General features: G+C 40.8%; 14 protein-coding genes. 11 read left to right on the top strand and 3 right to left on the bottom strand.

Features of this window, described 5'->3' with window-relative positions; genetic code table 11:
* The first annotated feature begins 69 nt into the window (after nt 1-69).
* The 3 genes from AC2CZC_RS23860 to rnd all read left to right on the top strand — a co-directional run bounded on the left by AC2CZC_RS23860 (nt 70) and on the right by rnd (nt 3,895).
* Nucleotides 70-945, top strand: coding sequence for an alpha/beta fold hydrolase (locus AC2CZC_RS23860; RefSeq protein WP_484585742.1), 876 nt, complete (start codon nt 70-72; stop codon nt 943-945).
* A gap of 118 nt (nt 946-1,063) precedes the next feature.
* On the top strand, nt 1,064-2,713 hold the full coding sequence (gene fadD / locus AC2CZC_RS23855; protein ID WP_484585741.1) for a long-chain-fatty-acid--CoA ligase FadD: 1,650 nt from the start codon (nt 1,064-1,066) through the stop codon (nt 2,711-2,713).
* A gap of 51 nt (nt 2,714-2,764) precedes the next feature.
* Nucleotides 2,765-3,895 carry a ribonuclease D gene (rnd, locus tag AC2CZC_RS23850; RefSeq protein ID WP_484585740.1) on the top strand — a complete coding sequence of 377 codons (1,131 nt, stop codon included), beginning with the start codon at nt 2,765-2,767 and terminating at the stop codon, nt 3,893-3,895.
* A 53-nt stretch (nt 3,896-3,948) separates the two neighbouring features.
* Here rnd and AC2CZC_RS23845 read toward each other — a convergent pair whose 3' ends face one another.
* From AC2CZC_RS23845 to AC2CZC_RS23835, 3 genes are all read right to left on the bottom strand, one after another.
* Nucleotides 3,949-5,043, bottom strand: coding sequence for an MBL fold metallo-hydrolase (locus AC2CZC_RS23845; protein ID WP_484585739.1), 1,095 nt, complete (start codon nt 5,041-5,043; stop codon nt 3,949-3,951).
* Nucleotides 5,044-5,446: 403 nt separating this feature from the next.
* Complete coding sequence (locus AC2CZC_RS23840) at nt 5,447-6,397, bottom strand: carbohydrate kinase family protein (protein ID WP_484585738.1); 951 nt, start codon at nt 6,395-6,397, stop codon at nt 5,447-5,449.
* Nucleotides 6,397-7,587: an AGE family epimerase/isomerase gene (locus AC2CZC_RS23835; protein ID WP_484585737.1), complete on the bottom strand. Its 1,191-nt coding sequence runs from the start codon at nt 7,585-7,587 to the stop codon at nt 6,397-6,399. The genes AC2CZC_RS23840 and AC2CZC_RS23835 overlap by 1 nt, the downstream gene beginning before the upstream one ends.
* A gap of 235 nt (nt 7,588-7,822) precedes the next feature.
* Between AC2CZC_RS23835 and AC2CZC_RS23830 the strand changes: the two genes are divergently transcribed.
* The 8 genes from AC2CZC_RS23830 to AC2CZC_RS23795 all read left to right on the top strand — a co-directional run bounded on the left by AC2CZC_RS23830 (nt 7,823) and on the right by AC2CZC_RS23795 (nt 17,715).
* A complete protein-coding gene (locus tag AC2CZC_RS23830; RefSeq protein ID WP_063361687.1) occupies nt 7,823-9,094 on the top strand; it encodes a sugar MFS transporter in 1,272 nt (423 codons plus the stop codon).
* Between the two features lie 185 nt (nt 9,095-9,279).
* Nucleotides 9,280-11,607, top strand: coding sequence for a GH92 family glycosyl hydrolase (locus AC2CZC_RS23825; protein ID WP_484585772.1), 2,328 nt, complete (start codon nt 9,280-9,282; stop codon nt 11,605-11,607).
* Between the two features lie 2 nt (nt 11,608-11,609).
* Nucleotides 11,610-12,371 carry a basic secretory protein-like protein gene (locus AC2CZC_RS23820; RefSeq protein ID WP_484585736.1) on the top strand — a complete coding sequence of 254 codons (762 nt, stop codon included), beginning with the start codon at nt 11,610-11,612 and terminating at the stop codon, nt 12,369-12,371.
* A 177-nt stretch (nt 12,372-12,548) separates the two neighbouring features.
* A complete protein-coding gene (locus AC2CZC_RS23815) occupies nt 12,549-14,438 on the top strand; it encodes a methyl-accepting chemotaxis protein (protein ID WP_484585735.1) in 1,890 nt (629 codons plus the stop codon).
* Between the two features lie 185 nt (nt 14,439-14,623).
* A complete protein-coding gene (locus AC2CZC_RS23810; RefSeq protein ID WP_063361691.1) occupies nt 14,624-15,376 on the top strand; it encodes a DUF3450 domain-containing protein in 753 nt (250 codons plus the stop codon).
* A 60-nt stretch (nt 15,377-15,436) separates the two neighbouring features.
* Nucleotides 15,437-16,756 carry a MotA/TolQ/ExbB proton channel family protein gene (locus AC2CZC_RS23805; RefSeq protein ID WP_484585771.1) on the top strand — a complete coding sequence of 440 codons (1,320 nt, stop codon included), beginning with the start codon at nt 15,437-15,439 and terminating at the stop codon, nt 16,754-16,756.
* A gap of 2 nt (nt 16,757-16,758) precedes the next feature.
* Complete coding sequence (locus AC2CZC_RS23800) at nt 16,759-17,286, top strand: MotA/TolQ/ExbB proton channel family protein (protein WP_063361693.1); 528 nt, start codon at nt 16,759-16,761, stop codon at nt 17,284-17,286.
* An 18-nt stretch (nt 17,287-17,304) separates the two neighbouring features.
* Entirely contained in the window at nt 17,305-17,715 is a 411-nt protein-coding gene (locus AC2CZC_RS23795) for an ExbD/TolR family protein (protein WP_039610430.1), read from the top strand.
* Nucleotides 17,716-17,718: the final 3 nt, after the last annotated feature.

Genomic DNA, 17,718 nt, shown 5'->3' with positions numbered 1-17,718 from the left:
ATTTCTATAGCTGTATAGATTTTATCGCGTATGATCTTAACTAAATGTGTTTGTGAAGAATATCAATAAATGCTGATTAATAAAAAAAATGAGATGAAAGACAATTTTAAAGATGGCTTTTCTTGGCAACAGGTTGGTAATGGACCCGGCGTTGTTGTTTGTTTGCATGGGTGGTTGGATAACAGTAATAGCTTTAAACCGATAGCTGAGCTACTCACTGAAGATCAGAAAAAAAAATACACTTGGTATTTTTTGGATCTACCAGGACATGGAAAATCAGCTTGGAAATCTGACGATGCGCAGTATTATTTTGTCGAGTACGTGTACGATGTAATGCGCTTCATGCAAACAGCGAACATAACTAGCGCACACTTTGTAGGCCACTCCATGGGCGCGCTCATCGCTAATCTACTTGCCAGTACTTTTCCTGATTACGTGCGTTCATTGAACTTAATTGATGGCATTGGACTCATATATCAAGGTAATCAATATACAAAAACCAACTTAGTAAAGGCGTTTGAAGAAAGACAAAAGCTGTCTTCTCAACGTAACCGTTGGTTTGATGATAGGTCATCAATGATTAAGGCAAGAGCTAAGGTTGGCGGTTTTGATGAGCAAATCGCAGAGGTTTTAATGGAAAGAACGATTCTTGCCGAGTGTGGTAAATACAGATTGAGTTCAGACCCTAAACTTAAACTGCCTTCGACCATTAGGTTAAATCAGGAACAAGCGCTGAGTTTATTAGATAAAATTTCAGTAGACACTATGCTTATCTTACCTGAAGAAGGATATGCTCAAATGCGTGATAACATGAAAAAATTTCTTTCGTGTTTTGATAAACTTAGCGTTTCTAAGGTCTCTGGAGGTCATCATTGCCATATGCAACACCCTCAAGATATCTTAAATGAGATTGTTGGACATATCGAAAAGCAGGTGCTTTGCTGATTGTAACTTTGCTTTAAATATGGGAATATCCATCAGTTAGAGTATTTACTCAATTGTTTAAGTGCCTTATTTGCTTTAAGGTTAATGTAAAAAAAGAACGAGAACACAGGAGCTAAGAGTGGAAAAAATCTGGCTAAAGCGCTATCCAGAAGGCATGCCGGCAACGATTGATCCAGAACACTACAACTCGCTGCTAGAATTAATAGACGAATGTTTCACCAATTATGCTCAGTTACCCGCTTATTCAAACATGGGCAAAACGCTGACATACAAAGAGATTGATGAAGCGACTAAATCGGTTGCAAGTTATATTCAAAATACGCTTAAACTTGGTAAAGGCGATAAAGTTGCGGTGATGATGCCAAACTTATTGCAAACACCAATCACGATTTTAGGTGTACTTAGAGCTGGTTGTACGGTTGTAAACGTGAACCCGCTATACACTGTAAGGGAATTAGAGCATCAATTAAATGACTCTGAGGCCAAAGCTATCTTTATTCTAGCGAACTTTGCAAGTACGTTAGAAAAAGCGCTTCCTTCAACACCGGTTAAGCATATTGTTTTAACTCAAATTGGTGACCTACTTGGCGGTGTGAAAAAGCATTTAGTGAACTTTGTCGTCAAAAAAGTCAAAAAGATGGTACCAGCTTATAATTTGCCATCGGCGATCCCTTTTGCAAATGTAATGAGTGCTGATCCTAATAGCTACAAAAAGCCTGACGTTAATCAAAACGACCTTGCATTCTTGCAATACACCGGTGGAACGACAGGTGTGTCAAAAGGTGCGATGTTAACGCACGGCAATATGGTTGCTAATTTAGAACAAGTCTCAGGGTGTTTAGACAAAGTACTAGATAAAGGCAAGGAAGTTGTGATCACGGCGCTGCCGCTTTATCACATTTTTGCACTTACCGCGAACTGTCTGACTTTCATGAAGTACGGCGGGCATAATATTTTGATCACAAACCCTCGTGACATGGCGGGCTTTGTTAAAGACTTAGCTAAGTATCCGTTTACTGTGATTACGGGTGTAAACACACTATTTAACGGCTTACTCAATACTGATGGCTTTGCGCAGTTAGACTTTTCGAACCTGAAAGTGTCTTTAGGTGGCGGTATGGCGGTTCAAAGACCTGTTGCTGAAAGATGGCAGTCTGTCACTAACTCGCGTTTACTGGAAGGCTATGGTTTAACTGAGTGTGCACCGCTTGTGACTATCTGTCCGTTAGACTTAGAAGGTTATAACGGGTCAATTGGCTTACCAGCACCAAGCACAGATTTAAAAATAGTGCTAGAAAATGGTGAGGAAGCGCCTAAAGGTGAACCGGGTGAGCTTTTAGTGAAAGGCCCTCAGGTAATGGCTGGATATTATAACCGCCCAGATGCAACGGCTGAATGTTTGCAAGATGGTTGGTTTGCAACAGGTGATATTGCAACCTATGACGATGAAGGCTTCTTTTACATTGTCGACCGTAAAAAAGATATGATCTTAGTATCTGGTTTTAACGTGTTCCCTAATGAGATTGAAGAGGTTGTTGCGAGCCACGATGGCGTGCTTGAAGTTGCTGCTATTGGTGTGCCTCATGAGGTCAGTGGTGAGCAAGTTAAAGTTTTTGTTGTCAGAAAAGACCAATCTTTGTCAGAAAAAGATATAATAGCGCATTGTCGTGAAAACCTAACAAACTACAAAGTTCCTAAAATGGTTGAGTTTAGAGATGAACTGCCAAAAACGAACGTAGGTAAGATATTACGTAGGGCGTTAAAATAACAAAAAACCGGCTTATGCCGGTTTTTTTTCGCAAGAAGCGAAGGAGTCAATGTGCAGTATCAGTTTATTCAAACTCAAGCGGAGTTAGATAAATTTATTAACCTCATTTGTGAAAGTAAAATTTTAGCAATTGATACCGAGTTTATGCGTCGTAGAACGCTATATCCTGAAAGTGCTTTATTTCAAGTGTATGACGGTACACATCTAGCTTTAATTGACCCATTGATTGATATGGACTTTTCAGCTTTGTGGTCACTGTTTACTTCACATGATGTGATAAAAGTAATTCATTCTCCCTCTGAAGACATTGAAGTATTCCAAAAATTTGGTGGCATCGTGCCTTCTCCTTTATTTGATACTCAATTTGCTTTGCAGTTGTTGGGCGAGGGGAATTGCGTTGGTTTTGCAAACATGGTTAAAAACCTTTTGGATGTTGAAATCGATAAGAGCATGTCGCGCACAGATTGGTTGAAAAGACCATTATCAGATAAACAGTTGGAATATGCCGCAGCTGATGTTTACTACCTTCTTCCTTGTTTTGAAAAACTAATAAAGAAAATAGAAGAAAAACAGTTATTTGATATCGTGATATCAGAAAGTGAATTGATTGCTCAAAAGCGTGCTTTTAGAACGCCGGATGAATACCTTTACTTAAACATTAAAAATGTTTGGCAGTTAAGAGGGCGTGATCTTGCTGTATTGAGAGAACTGGCGGCTTGGCGCATGAATAAAGCTGAAAAGAAAAATATCTCGGTGAATTTCATTCTTAAAGAGCTCAATATGGTTGAGATTGCTAAGCGGCGTCCTAGCTCACTTTCGAGTATGCGCAATATTCCAGAAGTGGATGCCATGGAAGTAAATCGCTCTGGTAAAGAAATATTAGCGTGTATCGAGAAAGGTAAAGCTGTACAAGAAGATGCTTTACCTGCAAAAGTAAAAAGACTCATTGATTTTGCACAGTACAAAAGAGCGGCGAAAGAGATTAAGTCAGATATTACGGATGTTGCTAAGAAGAGTAACTTACCTGTTGATGTCATTGCATCTAAAAAGCAAATTAATCAAGTGATCAGCTGGAATTGGAAGCTCAGTGCCAAAGAGCGCGAAGTAATGATAAAGCCTGATTTATTCCAAGGTTGGCGTAAGCAGCTGATTGGAGATGCGCTTAAAAAGTGGGAAGTATAACAGTTGTTTTAGTTTCTTCGAGCGAAGTAGTGTACTTCGCTCGAACTATCTAATCAGAATTTAACTTGCTCGCCTTCATTTAAAATATACAGTGGGGAGCGGCTTTTCAGTTCATTTTTCATATGTAACAGACGAAACAGGGCTGAGTGAGATGTATGATCGCCCATTTTCCAGCTCATATTTCCGTGTCCCCAAGGGATCATAACACCGCAATTTAGCTCATCAGCTGCAATTAGCGCATCTTCTGGCGTTAAATGGACATTTCTATACCACTTCCCATGTTTCTCATGATGGTAAGATGCAATCGGGATAAGACAGATATCCATATCACCATACTGTTGGTGAATATCTTTAAAGTGCCCTGAGTAGCCCGTATCTCCGGCAAAAAACAATTTTCTGCCTTTACTTTCGAATACCCAGCCCCCCCAGAGTGTCTCATCATCATCGCTTGTGATCATGGGCACAACAATACGACTACTAAAATGGTGTGCGGGGACAAAATGCACTTGTGTGTCACCGATATCATATTTGGAGAACCAAGGCATTTCGACAATATTATACCCACCATCAGGAAAGTAATCCGCAAAGTTTAAAGGGGTTAGGTAGGTTGGATGATTACCTATGTTTTCAATATCTGATTTATTGAAGTGGTCATAATGGATATGCGAATAGACGACTGCCTGAGTATCTTTAAGTGTTTGTTTACTGTATGCAGTGGGCTCGGTTCGATAAAAACCACCAGCTAAGTGAACAAATGCCCAATCTACAGGCCAATCAAATTGACCTGTGACAGGGTCAATCAGTATGGTTTCTCCCGAAGGTGTCGTTACGGCAAAGCTAGCGTGACCTAACCATCTAACATTAAATGCATTTTCTGTAGCAATGGAAAAAACAGGGTTTTGACCAACATACTGGCAGCGTTCCATGTCATTTTCGCACTGAATATCTTGGCTTTTTGGGTAGCAATTCTCTTTACAAGTAAAAGGATAATCTTCGGGCATCTTGTATGTATTGGCAAATTGATGGGTATAGCCTTCAGTCACTTTGTATTTAATGTCTTTAGTCGGTTCCAATCGATTTACATTATTTTGTGAAGCACAACTTGCTAGTAATATGCAAAGTGGAAGAGGGGAGTATTTGTTTATCATGGGTATAAAATTTCTTATTGTAATTATCCTAGTCTGTCTCTATCCTAAAATTGCTTAACATTTAGAGTGTTAACCAATTTAATTCACTATGGGAGTGTTATGGAACGAGTTTCAGACGAAACCTGGTACGCAGTTTTATTATTTTTCGCGCTGATAATAGTACCTTTTTTAATAGGGCTCGCAATATTTAAAGTGTATCGAAAAGTGTTTCCATACACACCCTCTGAGCATGACTCTGTTGTAGAGACGTTAAACGCAAAGCGACTGGGGTTTTTTCGACCTTTTTTAATCGGTTGGGTTGTGTGTGGACCAATTGTATATTGGTTTTATGGAGAATATTTGCAATATGTGTAGTGGTTAAATAGGCTCATCCCTGAGCCTGTCTCACACTTAGGAAATTTTATTATTCAATATCGTGTTTGCTTGGAAGAGAAACAAAAGAGCCAAACCTTGTGACGGCATACGCCCCACATTTCGCTGAGAAGTTTACCAAGTCGAGCACTTGCGCTTCACTACTGACTATTTCTTCAAATGTGGTTTGAGGTAATTTTCGTGTTAGCTCAGCAAGTAAGCCTCCAACAAACGCATCTCCACCCGCGGTTGTATCAACTGCTTTTACATTCGGTGGGGTGATGTATCCAGAAAACTGCTCAGTAAAATAACGAATGTCATTAGCACCGTCAGTGATGACCAGTAATTTAACTTTGCTAGATAATATTGCCTCAATGGTATTTTGCTCATCTTTAGAAGGGTGAGCATGTGTGTTTAAAAATACCAACTCTTCTTTAGACAACTTAACCACATCAGATTGAGACATAATGTGCCAAATTCTATCGAGGCAATGATTCATCGAAGGCCAAAGGTTTTCACGCAAATTCATATCAAAGCTTTTGATAAGGCCATATTGCTTAGCTTTTTCCATTGCTGTGACAGTGCTTAGATAAATGTTTTTCTCTGTCAGACTGTTAGAGCACACATGTAAAATGGTTCCCTGCTCAAACATACTTTCTTCGAAATCTTCTTCACGAAATAGCAAATCCGCTGCTGGTGGTCGATAAAAGCTAAAGCTTCTGTCTCCATCACTGTCTAACGAGACAAAGGCCAGTGCTGTTTTTGCTTGAGAAGTAAATTTCACAAACTCGGTATTCACCTGTTGATTGGAGAGTTCATCTTTTAAAAAGTGACCAAACATATCATCACCGAGCATACCGCAAAATATGCTACCTATACCTTGTTTTGCTACGGCTACAGAGACATTTGCTGGCGCGCCACCAGCATATTTAGTAAAGGACTCTGGTGTGCCACCATCAGATAAAAAGTCGATTAGCGCTTCACCAAAACAAATAACGCTCATTAACTTCTCTCACTTAAATTGTAGGCTCTTAACACTTCGTAACAGGCACCCATTGTATGGTAATCAGTTTTACCAGCAGGGCTCTTTTCATCGCTGTAACTGCGGTTGTCTTGGGTCAGAATTCGATACCAAGCGCCGTATTTATGATCGATCATATTATCCCAGCTGTATTGCCAGATTTTTTCATACCATTGCCAATACTGCTCATCGTTTGTTTCAATTGCTAACAGAGCAGCTGCTGCAAAGCTTTCTGCTTGAACCCAAAAATATTTGTCGCCATCACAAATGCTTTTATCTGGTGCAAAGCCGTAGCAAATACCACCATGCTCTTCATCCCACGCATGTTCAAGCGCTTGATCGAATAAGAATTTAGCCTTGTCTACCATCCAAGCTTCTGGTTTATGCCTATTTAGGATCAATAGTAGTTTGGTCCATTCTGTTTGGTGGCCTGGCTGGAAGCCCCAAGGTCTAAATAGATGCTTAGGGTTGTCTTTATTGTAATCCCAATCTATTTCCCAATTACTGTTGTAATGCTCCCAAACTAGACCATCAGCTAAGCTTGCTTGTTTCACTGTCATATTGTGTGCAAGTATGTAGGCGCGGTCTAAAAATTTGTTATCATTGGTTGCTTCAAAACACATAAGTAGTGCTTCACACATATGCATGTTCGCGTTTTGACCGCGATATTTGTCTGCATTAGTAAAGTTTGCATCAAATTCATCAAGATATAACCCGAACTCAGTGTCATAGTATTTTTGTTCTAATAGTGACCAGACTTGCTCGATAGTCTCTTTTGCTGAAGTGATACCTGCTTTTACAGCCATGGCGTTTGCAAGTAATACAAATGCAAGGCCGTAGCAATGATTGGTTAGGTCGCTCGCAACACCATTTTCGATAAGCCAAGCGTATCCGCCACTTTCTTGCTTATGGACCTTTTCTAAGTAATCTAGGCCATGTTGCACTAACTCCAAATATTCCGCGTTGTCGGTATTGATATATGCCATGGCATAGTTGAAAACAAATCGCGTACTCGATACTAGATGACGTGTGCTGTCATCATAAATGTCACCGTTATCCTTGAAAAACTGATAAAATCCACCCTTGTTGTCTACGCACCTCGGATGATAGAACGCCATCGTTTTATCAATATGTTGCTGTAAAAAATCTCTACTCTTAAAATCTAGCGACATTATTTGTGCTCCACTCTCAAATCGCGTAGCGGTCAATGTATGTAAGCGCATTTTAAACTGCGATATATACAATAAAAATCTGAACTTGGTCTATTCAGTATATTGACCGTGTTTTCTCATTTATTCATTTACTGTAGCATCTTAAAAAAAATAATGGAACGATCCAATAAAACATTTGTGATTTTCTTGTAACAATGTGTAGAATCATTACATCCTTTAACATGGAGTAATCCGAGTGAGTGAAATCAACATGAATCAAAGCATTGCTGCAGGCACCCAGAACAACGAAAAAAACTACTTTTTTCCGCTTGCTGCAATGACAACCCTGTTCTTTTTATGGGGTTTTATTACTGTATTTAACGATGTTTTAATTCCAAGATTAAAAAGCGTTTTTGACTTAAACTACACAGAAGCGATGTTAATCCAATTCTGTTTCTTCATTGCCTACTTTGTTGTCTCTCTACCCGCCGGTAATCTGGTCAAGCGACTAGGCTATCAAAAAGGCATTATTATCGGCCTTGTTGTCGCTGCTGCTGGGTGTTTGCTATTTTATCCTGCGGTGATAGTGCACCAGTACTGGGTTTTCTTAACTGCTTTATTTGTGATGGCATCAGGTATCGTTATTTTACAGGTTTCTGCTAACCCGTATGTTGCAGCACTGGGCACCCCAAAAACAGCCTCTAGCCGTTTAAACTTAGCGCAAGCGTTGAATTCACTGGGCACAACTCTAGGCCCAATCGCTGGTGGTATGTTGTTATTTGGTGCAGGCAGTGCAGCGGTGGTCGAAGCAGCTAATGCTGATTCGGTTAAAGTACCTTACTTGGTCATTGCAGGTTGCTTGCTCGCAATCGCGGTTGTGTTTGCGTTTTTGAAGCTGCCAACAATCGAAGCGCATATTGAAACTGAAGACTGTAAAGTCAAAGACAAAAACTTAAAAGAAGCGCCGCATTTAATGATGGGTGTTGTCGCTATATTTTGTTACGTAGGTGCGGAGGTCTCAATAGGTAGCTTTATAGTAAACTATTTTGCTGAAGAACATATTGGTGGCTTAGATGCGCCAACCGCAGCAAAACTGCTTGGTTATTATTGGGGTGGGGCGATGGTTGGTCGCTTTATTGGCTCTCAAGCACTTAAATACGTAGCGCCTTCGAAAGCATTGGTATTCAACTCAGTATTTGTCATGTTGTTGTTGGCAGTGACCATGTTTACAGAAGGTAATGTTGCGATGGTGTCTGTATTGGCGATAGGTTTGTTTAACTCAATCATGTTCCCAACTATTTTCACAACTGCTATTGAAGGTCTAGGCTCACTGACAAGTAAAGGCTCAGGTTGGTTGTGCTTGGCCATTGTTGGTGGTGCTATTATTCCGTTATTACAAGGGGTTGTAGCAGACACAATGCATATTCAAATTAGTTTCATTGTGCCGCTTGTTTGCTATATTTTTATTGCTTGGTATGGCTTAAATGTTGTCAAACTATCAAAGCAATGGCATGACAAAATAGCGTAACGCTAAAACTTCTTTCCAATAAGGCAAGTGTTCACTTGCCTTTTTTAACTTAAATTTATAAATTTCTATCTCATAAGTATTGAATACGTATTCATAGACGTTGTATATTAAACCTAGTTGGAACGATCCAATCATAATTTAGAATAAAGGAGAGGCACATGCATCGCTCTATTTGGGCTGCAGCTATGTTGTCACTTACCTCAGTTTCGTCGGTAAGTGTGGCAAGCGAATCAAACACGCAGTGGGTTGATACATTCATTGGTACTGGCGGAGATGGTCACACATTCCCTGGTGCAGTTGTTCCATTCGGTATGGTCCAATTAAGTCCTGATACTGATAACCCTATGCGCGGCGTTTCACCACAACCAGAAATATACAAGCGCTGTGCAGGCTATCACTTTGATGATCATACGATAGTAGGTTTCTCTCATACGCATTTCTCAGGTACTGGTCACTCTGATTTAGGTGACTTATTGGTTATGCCAATAACTGGCGATGTAAAGCTAACAGCAGGTACTGCAGAAAAGCCAGATACTGGCTATCGTTCGCGCTTTTCTCACGATAAAGAGTGGTCAGAACCGGGTTATTATGGCGTTGAATTACAAGACTACGACGTGACAGCTGAGCTAACAGCAACAACTCGTGTGGGTATGCACAAATATACCTTTAATAGCCATGATGACGGTCATGTCCTATTTGATTTAACTAGCTCAATTTATAACTTCGAGAACAAAGTTATTTGGAGTGACATTCGTAAAGTTGATGACAGAACGCTAGTTGCTTACCGTGCGACTAATGGCTGGGCGCGCAACAGACAAATGTACTTTGCAATTCAATTCTCGCAGCCAATCGATGACTATGAGTTTATCAACGAAGACAACATGCGTTACAGATGTATGAATTGTCTGAATACCAAGCAAAAGCACTCAACGATTGAAAACAAAGCAGTTAAAATGACTGCGGGTAAAGCTGTAAAGTTTGTTGCTTCATTCGATGGCCTAAAAGATAAACCGCTTTACGTTAAAGTTGGCTTGTCAGCGGTGAGCCGTTCAAATGCACTTGAAAACTTAAATGCAGAAATCCCGCATTGGGACTTTGATAAAGTGCGTGCTGAGTCTAAGCAGCTTTGGGCTAATTACTTAGATAAAGTTGATGTTGAAGGCACTGTATCTGAAAAGCGCCAATTCTATACAGCGCTTTATCACGCATTACAAGCGCCAAGCATTTACCAAGACGTAAACGGTCAATACCGAGGTGTTGATGGTGAGATCCACGACGGAAAAGGCTTTGAGCACTATACATTATTCTCTCTTTGGGATACTTACCGTGCATTGCACCCATTGCTGACGTACATCGACCCAGATCGCGTATCGGGTATGATCCAATCTATGTTAGTTCATTATCAACAAAGTTATGAAAAGATGCTGCCTATTTGGTCTTTCCATGCCCATGAAACTTGGACAATGATTGGCTATCACGCTGTATCGGTCATTGCAGACGCTTATCTTAAAGGTATTCGTGACTATGACATTGATTTAGCGGTTGAAGCGATAACTAACACGGCAAATAACAAAGTGTATGACGCGATCCCTGAGTATAAAAAGTATGGCTACGTGCCTATGGATGTATTGCCAGAGTCGGTGTCTATTACATTAGAGTATGCGTACGATGATTATGCTATTGCACGTATGTTTGAAGCGATGGGTAAAACAGAGCTGGCTAAAGATTACTATGCGCGTGCAATGAGTTACAGAAACGTGTTTGATCCTGAAACTAAGTTCATGCGTGGTCGTGATACAAAAGGTAACTGGAACCCTGACTTCAATGCATATGAAGCGAAATATATGGGCGCATTTACAGAAGGTAACTCGATGCAGTACAGCTTCTACGTACCGCATGATGTTGCAGGCCTAATTGATTTGATGGGCGGCGATGACGCATTTGAAAAGCGTTTAGATGATTTATTCGATACCCACTTATCTGCTGACATGATTAAAGAGCATGAAGATATCGCAGGTTTAATTGGTAACTATGCACACGGTAATGAGCCAAGTCACCATATTGCTTACCTTTATAACTATGCGGGTAAGCCATGGCGTACACAAGAGCGTATCCGTCAAATCATGGATACACTGAGCTCTGACAAGCCTGATGGCCTTGCGGGTAACGATGATGTTGGTCAAATGTCTGCATGGTATATTTTCTCAGCGATGGGCTTCTACCCAGTAGCACCAGGTGATTTGTCATACGCAATTGGCGCGCCGCAAACACCTAAAGTCACCTTAAAGCTGGCAAATGGTAAAACATTCACAACGACTGCTAAAGGCTTAAGCAAAACACATAAGTATATTCAATCTGTGAGCTTAAATGGTAAGCCACTAAACCGTAACTACTTAACGCACGCCGATATTATGGCAGGTGGTGAGCTTAAGTATGTAATGAGTGATAAGCCGAACAAAGCATGGGGTAGCGAAATTAGCGCACGTCCACCGTCAATGTCGGAGTATAACTAAGCATGAAAGTGAAAACTGCAATTTCTTCGCTTGCAGTGGCTATGGGCCTGATGGTCCATAGCGTATCAGCGTTAGACAAAATTGATACCGCAATAAAGCCAATCCAGTTTCAAGCAGACATTGCGTGGCAGCAGTTTCCTCTGCCGAATGTGCAAATTAGAAACTTCAGCAAAGAAACCGTGCCTGTTTGGCAGCACGTTAATGTCAATTTGATAAAGCAGATCTCGTATAACGTCGCGCGTATTTTATATAGTAAAAAACAGCGTGCACCCAAGTTACCACTATTGGAAATCATCATTGAAGATATGGATGGCGTCGCTTATAAAGAAGGTAACTTCGATGGCGCTAAAATCCATATTAGTGCGCAATATCTCAACAAATTTGCACAAAACAACAGTGCACAAGCGCTATATGATGAGTTAATCGGCGTGCTTTATCATGAGATTGCCCATGCGTATCAGCTAGATGATCATAATTACCAAGAGATTGGGCCAATTATCGAAGGTATCGCTGATGTTGTTCGTATGAAAGGCGGTTATGTCGATTTTGAACATCGTAAGGCGGGTGGGAATTACGACACAGGCTATAAAACCACTGCGTTTTTCTTGCATTGGTTAGAAGAAAATCACCACCCTAACTTGTTGGTAGAGCTAAACGCCCAATTAGATCCTTCTGATAACAAAAAATGGAGCTGGAAGAGCTTTTCATCTGAGATGGAAATTAATCTCGATACAGCTTGGTCGAGTTATCAAAATAAACTCTAATTTTAGTTCTTTTTTACTATATCAAAGGCAAGTCTAACTTGCCTTTTTTATTGCCAATTAAAAATAATTCAATAAATTTATAATATAAAGATAAAAACTGCCGATAACAGGGGGACAAACCCGTAAAGATTTGATACAACCTACTTAGTAGTAGATAAGAACAACAACAGGATCTGCATGTTTAGCGCCTTTAAATTTACCACCAAAATCACACTTGCGGCCTCGGTCGTACTTGTTATCGTTTTAAGTCTATTTACAGTGAATAACTTTGTCTTGATGCGTTCTCAAACACAAGACCAGTTAACACTTGTATTACAAGAAATTTCTCAATCTGTGTCACAAAATATTGCTAATTGGCTAAATGACCGTTTAGACATCGTTCAGGCTGTGGCAAATGGCCATTTAAAATCTGATAGTAACGAAGATGTCCGCCGGAGATTGCAAACAGCTGCCGCAGCAGGTCACTTTAAAAATACTTTTATTGGTACACCCGATGGTCAATTCGTCTTGAATGACGCGTCTATTGTGTTACCAAGCGATTTTGATGCCACAACTCGCCCTTGGTATCAACTCGCGATGCAAAAGCGTGATACGGCTTTTACAACACCTTATACAGATGCAACAACTAATGAGCTGACAATTACTGCGGTTGTGCCTGTATACAGTAATGGTGTGTTGTCTGGTGCTGCGGGCGGTGACATTGATATGGCAACCATCACAGAAATTATCAATGAAATAGATTTCCTGGGTTTTGGTTATGGCTTTTTACTCGACGGTGAAGGACGTATATTAAGCCACCCTAATACGCAAATGAATGATAAAAACATGCGTCAACTGTTCGGTCAGCAACTTAATTTACAACAAGAGTTTGTAGAGCTTGAGATTGATGGAAAAGAAAAGCTAGTGTCTTTTGTCAAAATGCATGGCATTAAAAACGTAGATTGGTTTTTAGGCGTGGTGATCGACAAAGAGATAGCGTATTCCTCTATTTCTTCGTTCAGAAATATGGCCTTGATCTATATGTTGTTGGGTGTAGTGGTTATTGTTGTGATGATGCAATTGCTACTTAAGTACCTAATGAGACCAATGACGCACCTAAACGAAGCGATAAAAGATATTGCGCAAGGTGAAGGTGACTTAACTAGACGTCTTGTCGTTGAGAATAACGATGAGTTCGGTGAGCTTTCTAATTATTTCAATTTGTTTGTCGAGAAGATCCACCAAAGTATTTCTAAAGTTAAGAGCACCACAGATGCACTTGAAAATGTGATGGAAGGGTTGCAAAAGCAAACCCAAGAAGCGCTTGATATTTATACTGAGCAAACAAAGCGTACGGACAATGTTGCTACTGCTATTAACGAGCTGTCTTCAAGTGCGATTGAAATTTCGAATAATGCCAAGCATGCATCGGAATTAGCAACGGGTGCCAATAATTTATCTGATCAAAGTCAATCAGCGTTAAATTCAAATATTGAAGAAATTGGTGCTCTGAGCTCTAAAATGCAAGAAGCTCAGTCAACCATCGACGGACTTGATAGACTGACCGCAAGTATCGGTCAGGTATTGGAAGTGATTAAAGGGGTGAGTGAGCAGACAAACTTACTTGCACTTAATGCGGCGATAGAAGCTGCACGTGCCGGTGAGGCGGGTCGCGGCTTTGCGGTTGTTGCAGACGAAGTAAGACAACTTGCACAGCGTACTCAGGAGTCGACGCAAGAGATTGAAAATACGATTGGTGAATTGCAGCAAGGCTCTGCCTCGGCGGTAGCAGTGATGAAACTCAGTATTGAAGACTCTAGTGCAAGTGCAGAGCAGGCACAGTCTGCGGGTACCAAAATGCAAGAAGTATCTCACGCGATAGAATCAATCGATGGTATGAACCACGCGGTAGCAAATGCAACACAAGAGCAAAACACCGTAATACAGTCCTTAGATGGGGACATTCACGGCATTAGCGATTTATGTGTTCAAGGGAGCGCAAGCTTGCAACAAACGTTGGATGAATGCAAAACCTTAAAATTGCAATTTGATGAATTAGAACACATGATGAATAAATTTAAGGTATAACAATTAAAGGGCTGCATAATGCAGCCCTTTTTAATATTGAATTAATTAGTATAAATCCCTTCTTTAAGCTTATATTACACCTGTCACAGTAATGTATTAATTGCGCAACACGGTTGTCATTTTTCATATTTAAACTGCACACACTTCAAAATTGGAACAAGCAAATATTATAAAAGGTGTGTGAGATGAAGTGCGTTAACCAATTGCTTTTAGCGGGCGCGTTTGCAGTAGCAAGCAGTGCGCAGGCAAATGATCTCAATCAAGTAATAGACTCTAGCTCTGCCATTAATAAATCAGCGCTAACTTCTCAAAATAAAATCGATGCGATTTCAGATAATATGCAGTCTCGTCTGCAGCAATTTAGAACGCTTAATAAGGAAATTGAAGGTCTTGTTGTTTATAACAGCCAACTAGAAAAGCAAATTAATAATCAGCTTGAGGAAATGGCAGCCATAAATGCGTCAATGGATCAGGTCTCTGTTATTGAGCGCCAGATCACGCCATTGATGCTGCGAATGATTGCAGGTCTTGAGCAATTTGTCGCGTTAGATGTGCCTTTCTTATCAGAAGAGCGCGCAAATCGTATAGCGACGCTTAAATCAATGATGGACAGAGCCGACATCACTTCAAGTGAAAAATTCCGTCGCGTGTTAGAAGCGTATCAAGTTGAAGTTGAATACGGTCGCACAATTGAAGCTTATTCAACACTTATTACTATTGATGGACAAGAGCGCGAAGTAGACATGCTGCGTATAGGTCGTCTAGAGCTGCTGTATGTCACTAAAGACGCTGCAAAAGCTGGCAGTTGGAATAAAGAGTCAAAGCAATTTGTCGCTCTACCTAACACCAACATTAGCCAAATCAATAAGGGCGTTCGCATTGCTCGCAAGCAACTTGCCCCTGATATGTTAACACTGCCAGTCCAAGCTGCTCAATAAGAGGTATAACTAATGAGCTTTTTAAAATCATTCAGTCGCAAAGCATTACTTGTATCTTCAATGGCGTTAAGTGCATCTGCATTTGCAAATGAAGCGATGGATTTAGATGCGCTACTTAAAACGTTAGAATCAGGTCAAGCTGCGCAGACTCAGCAAAATAAACAGCGTGAAGCTGAGTTTAAATCGCGTGAAGATCAGCAAGTGAGAATGTTGAACGCACTTGTATCAGATCGTAACAATCAGCTAAATCGCTCTGAGCGCATGGAAACCCAGTTTGAAGAAAATGAAATTAAACTAGGTAACCTAAGCGATACGTTATCTAAGCGCATGGGCTCTTTAAAAGAGCTATTCGGTGTTTTACAGCAAGCGTCAGGTGATGCAAGTTCTAAATTCAGAACGTCAGTTGTCTCTGCTGAAATTCAAAACCGCAGTGATGTGATGGATGAAATGGCCAAAAAAATGGGCTCTACATCCAAGCTTGCGTCGATAGAAGACATCGAAAAAGTATGGTTTGAGCTTCAACGCGAAATGACAGAGCAGGGTAAGGTTACCCGCTATAATACTGATGTCATTGTTGCTGGTGGCGAGAAAGTTAATAAAGAAGTTATGCGTGTTGGTGCTTTTAACCTTATCGCAGATGGCAAGTACCTAACTTTTAACCCAGAAACAAACACAATCTCAGAACTGACTCGTCAGCCTGTCTCTCGCTTCCAACAGAGCGCGGCAGATTTACAAGGTACAAGCTCAGGTAATGTCGACTTTGCGTTAGACCCAACGGGCGGTTCAATCTTAGGGCTATTAGTTCAAGCACCAAATAGAAAAGAGCAAGTAGAGCAAGGCGGTGTTGTTGGCTACGTTATTTTAGCTGTCGGTGCACTTGCACTCTTAATCGCACTTGAGCGCTTTGCATCTCTTATGTTAGTAGGCGCTAAGATCAAACGTCAGCTTAAATCAGATGTGGCAAAGGATGACAATCCGCTTGGTCGTGTAATGAAAGTCAAAGATCAATATCCTGATGTTGCCTATGACACGTTAGAGCTTAAATTAAGCGAAGCAATTCTACGCGAAATGCCAAAAATTACACGTAACTTAACGTTAATTAAGATCATCTCAGTGGTCGCGCCATTACTGGGTCTACTTGGTACAGTGACCGGTATGATCAATACCTTCCAAGCAATTACTTTGTTTGGTACGGGTGACCCTAAACTCATGGCAGGTGGTATTTCGACAGCACTTGTAACTACGGTACTTGGCCTTGTCGTCGCTATCCCAACGGTATTCTTATATACGGTATTGAATACACGTTCACGTAACCTGCTTCTTATCCTTCAAGAGCAAAGCGCAGGCATTATCGCAGAGCGAAGTGAAAAGGGAGCGTAATCATGGTGCTACTAGTAGATGCTATCACCGCACTACAAGAGTTCCTTGATACGGGTGGCCAGGTTCTCCTGGTCATCGCAGTAGTCACCTTTGCTATGTGGTTACTTATCCTGGAGCGTTTTATGTACTTTTTTGGTAAGTACAGAGGCTATAAAAAGCAGACGGTAAAAACTTGGCAAGATAGAGCTGAAAGAAACAGCTGGAATGCAGAGCAAATCCGCCAAGCCATGATTTCTAAAGCAGGTATTGCGCTAAACAGTAACTTACCATTTATTAATGTGATGGTAGCGCTTTGTCCTTTACTCGGCCTACTCGGCACGGTTACAGGCATGATTGAAGTATTTAACGTCATGGCAATTACAGGTTCAGGCAGCGCACGTTCAATGGCAGCAGGCGTATCAAAGGCGACCATACCGACAATGGCCGGAATGGTAGCGGCATTGTCAGGAGTATTCGCTTCTACCTATTTACAGCGTAAAGCGAAACGAGAAGTTGAGCTTTTAGAAGATAAATTGCTGTTAGATCACTAAAGAATTTGAGGTATAAAAATGAGAGCCCCTCTAGCAAAAGTTTTCCAAGAAGAAGAAACCGAAGAAATTAACATGACGCCGATGTTGGATGTTGTATTCATCATGCTTATCTTCTTCATTGTGACTGCTTCATTCGTTAAAGAAGCAGGGATAGATGTTAACCGACCAGAAGCTGCAACAGCCGTGAAAAAGCAACGTGCCAATATTCTGGTTGCGATTTCAGACAAAGGGGAAATCTGGATTAATAAACGTCAAATCGATATTCGAGCTGTTCAAGCAAATATCGAGCGTTTAAAAGCAGAAAACCCGCAGGGCAGTGTTGTCATTCAAGCCGATAAAAAGGCAACGACTGAAATACTAATTAAGGTAATGGACGCGTCAAGAGCGGCAGGTGCGTTTGATGTATCTATTGCTGCACAAGAGTCCTAAGGG

The sequence above is a fragment of the Pseudoalteromonas sp. MMG033 genome (assembly GCF_057197785.1).
This window is presented reverse-complemented; position numbering and strand designations above follow the sequence as displayed.

Coding starts and splice junctions, on each gene's coding strand:
- AC2CZC_RS23860 (WP_484585742.1), top strand. CDS start 70: ATGCTGATTAATAAAAAAAATGAGATGAAAGACAATTTTAAAGATGGC.
- AC2CZC_RS23845 (WP_484585739.1), bottom strand. CDS start 5,043: ATGATAAACAAATACTCCCCTCTTCCACTTTGCATATTACTAGCAAGT.
- AC2CZC_RS23840 (WP_484585738.1), bottom strand. CDS start 6,397: ATGAGCGTTATTTGTTTTGGTGAAGCGCTAATCGACTTTTTATCTGAT.
- AC2CZC_RS23835 (WP_484585737.1), bottom strand. CDS start 7,587: ATGTCGCTAGATTTTAAGAGTAGAGATTTTTTACAGCAACATATTGAT.
- AC2CZC_RS23825 (WP_484585772.1), top strand. CDS start 9,280: ATGTTGTCACTTACCTCAGTTTCGTCGGTAAGTGTGGCAAGCGAATCA.
- AC2CZC_RS23820 (WP_484585736.1), top strand. CDS start 11,610: ATGAAAGTGAAAACTGCAATTTCTTCGCTTGCAGTGGCTATGGGCCTG.
- AC2CZC_RS23815 (WP_484585735.1), top strand. CDS start 12,549: ATGTTTAGCGCCTTTAAATTTACCACCAAAATCACACTTGCGGCCTCG.
- AC2CZC_RS23810 (WP_063361691.1), top strand. CDS start 14,624: ATGAAGTGCGTTAACCAATTGCTTTTAGCGGGCGCGTTTGCAGTAGCA.
- AC2CZC_RS23805 (WP_484585771.1), top strand. CDS start 15,437: ATGGCGTTAAGTGCATCTGCATTTGCAAATGAAGCGATGGATTTAGAT.
- AC2CZC_RS23800 (WP_063361693.1), top strand. CDS start 16,759: ATGGTGCTACTAGTAGATGCTATCACCGCACTACAAGAGTTCCTTGAT.
- AC2CZC_RS23795 (WP_039610430.1), top strand. CDS start 17,305: ATGAGAGCCCCTCTAGCAAAAGTTTTCCAAGAAGAAGAAACCGAAGAA.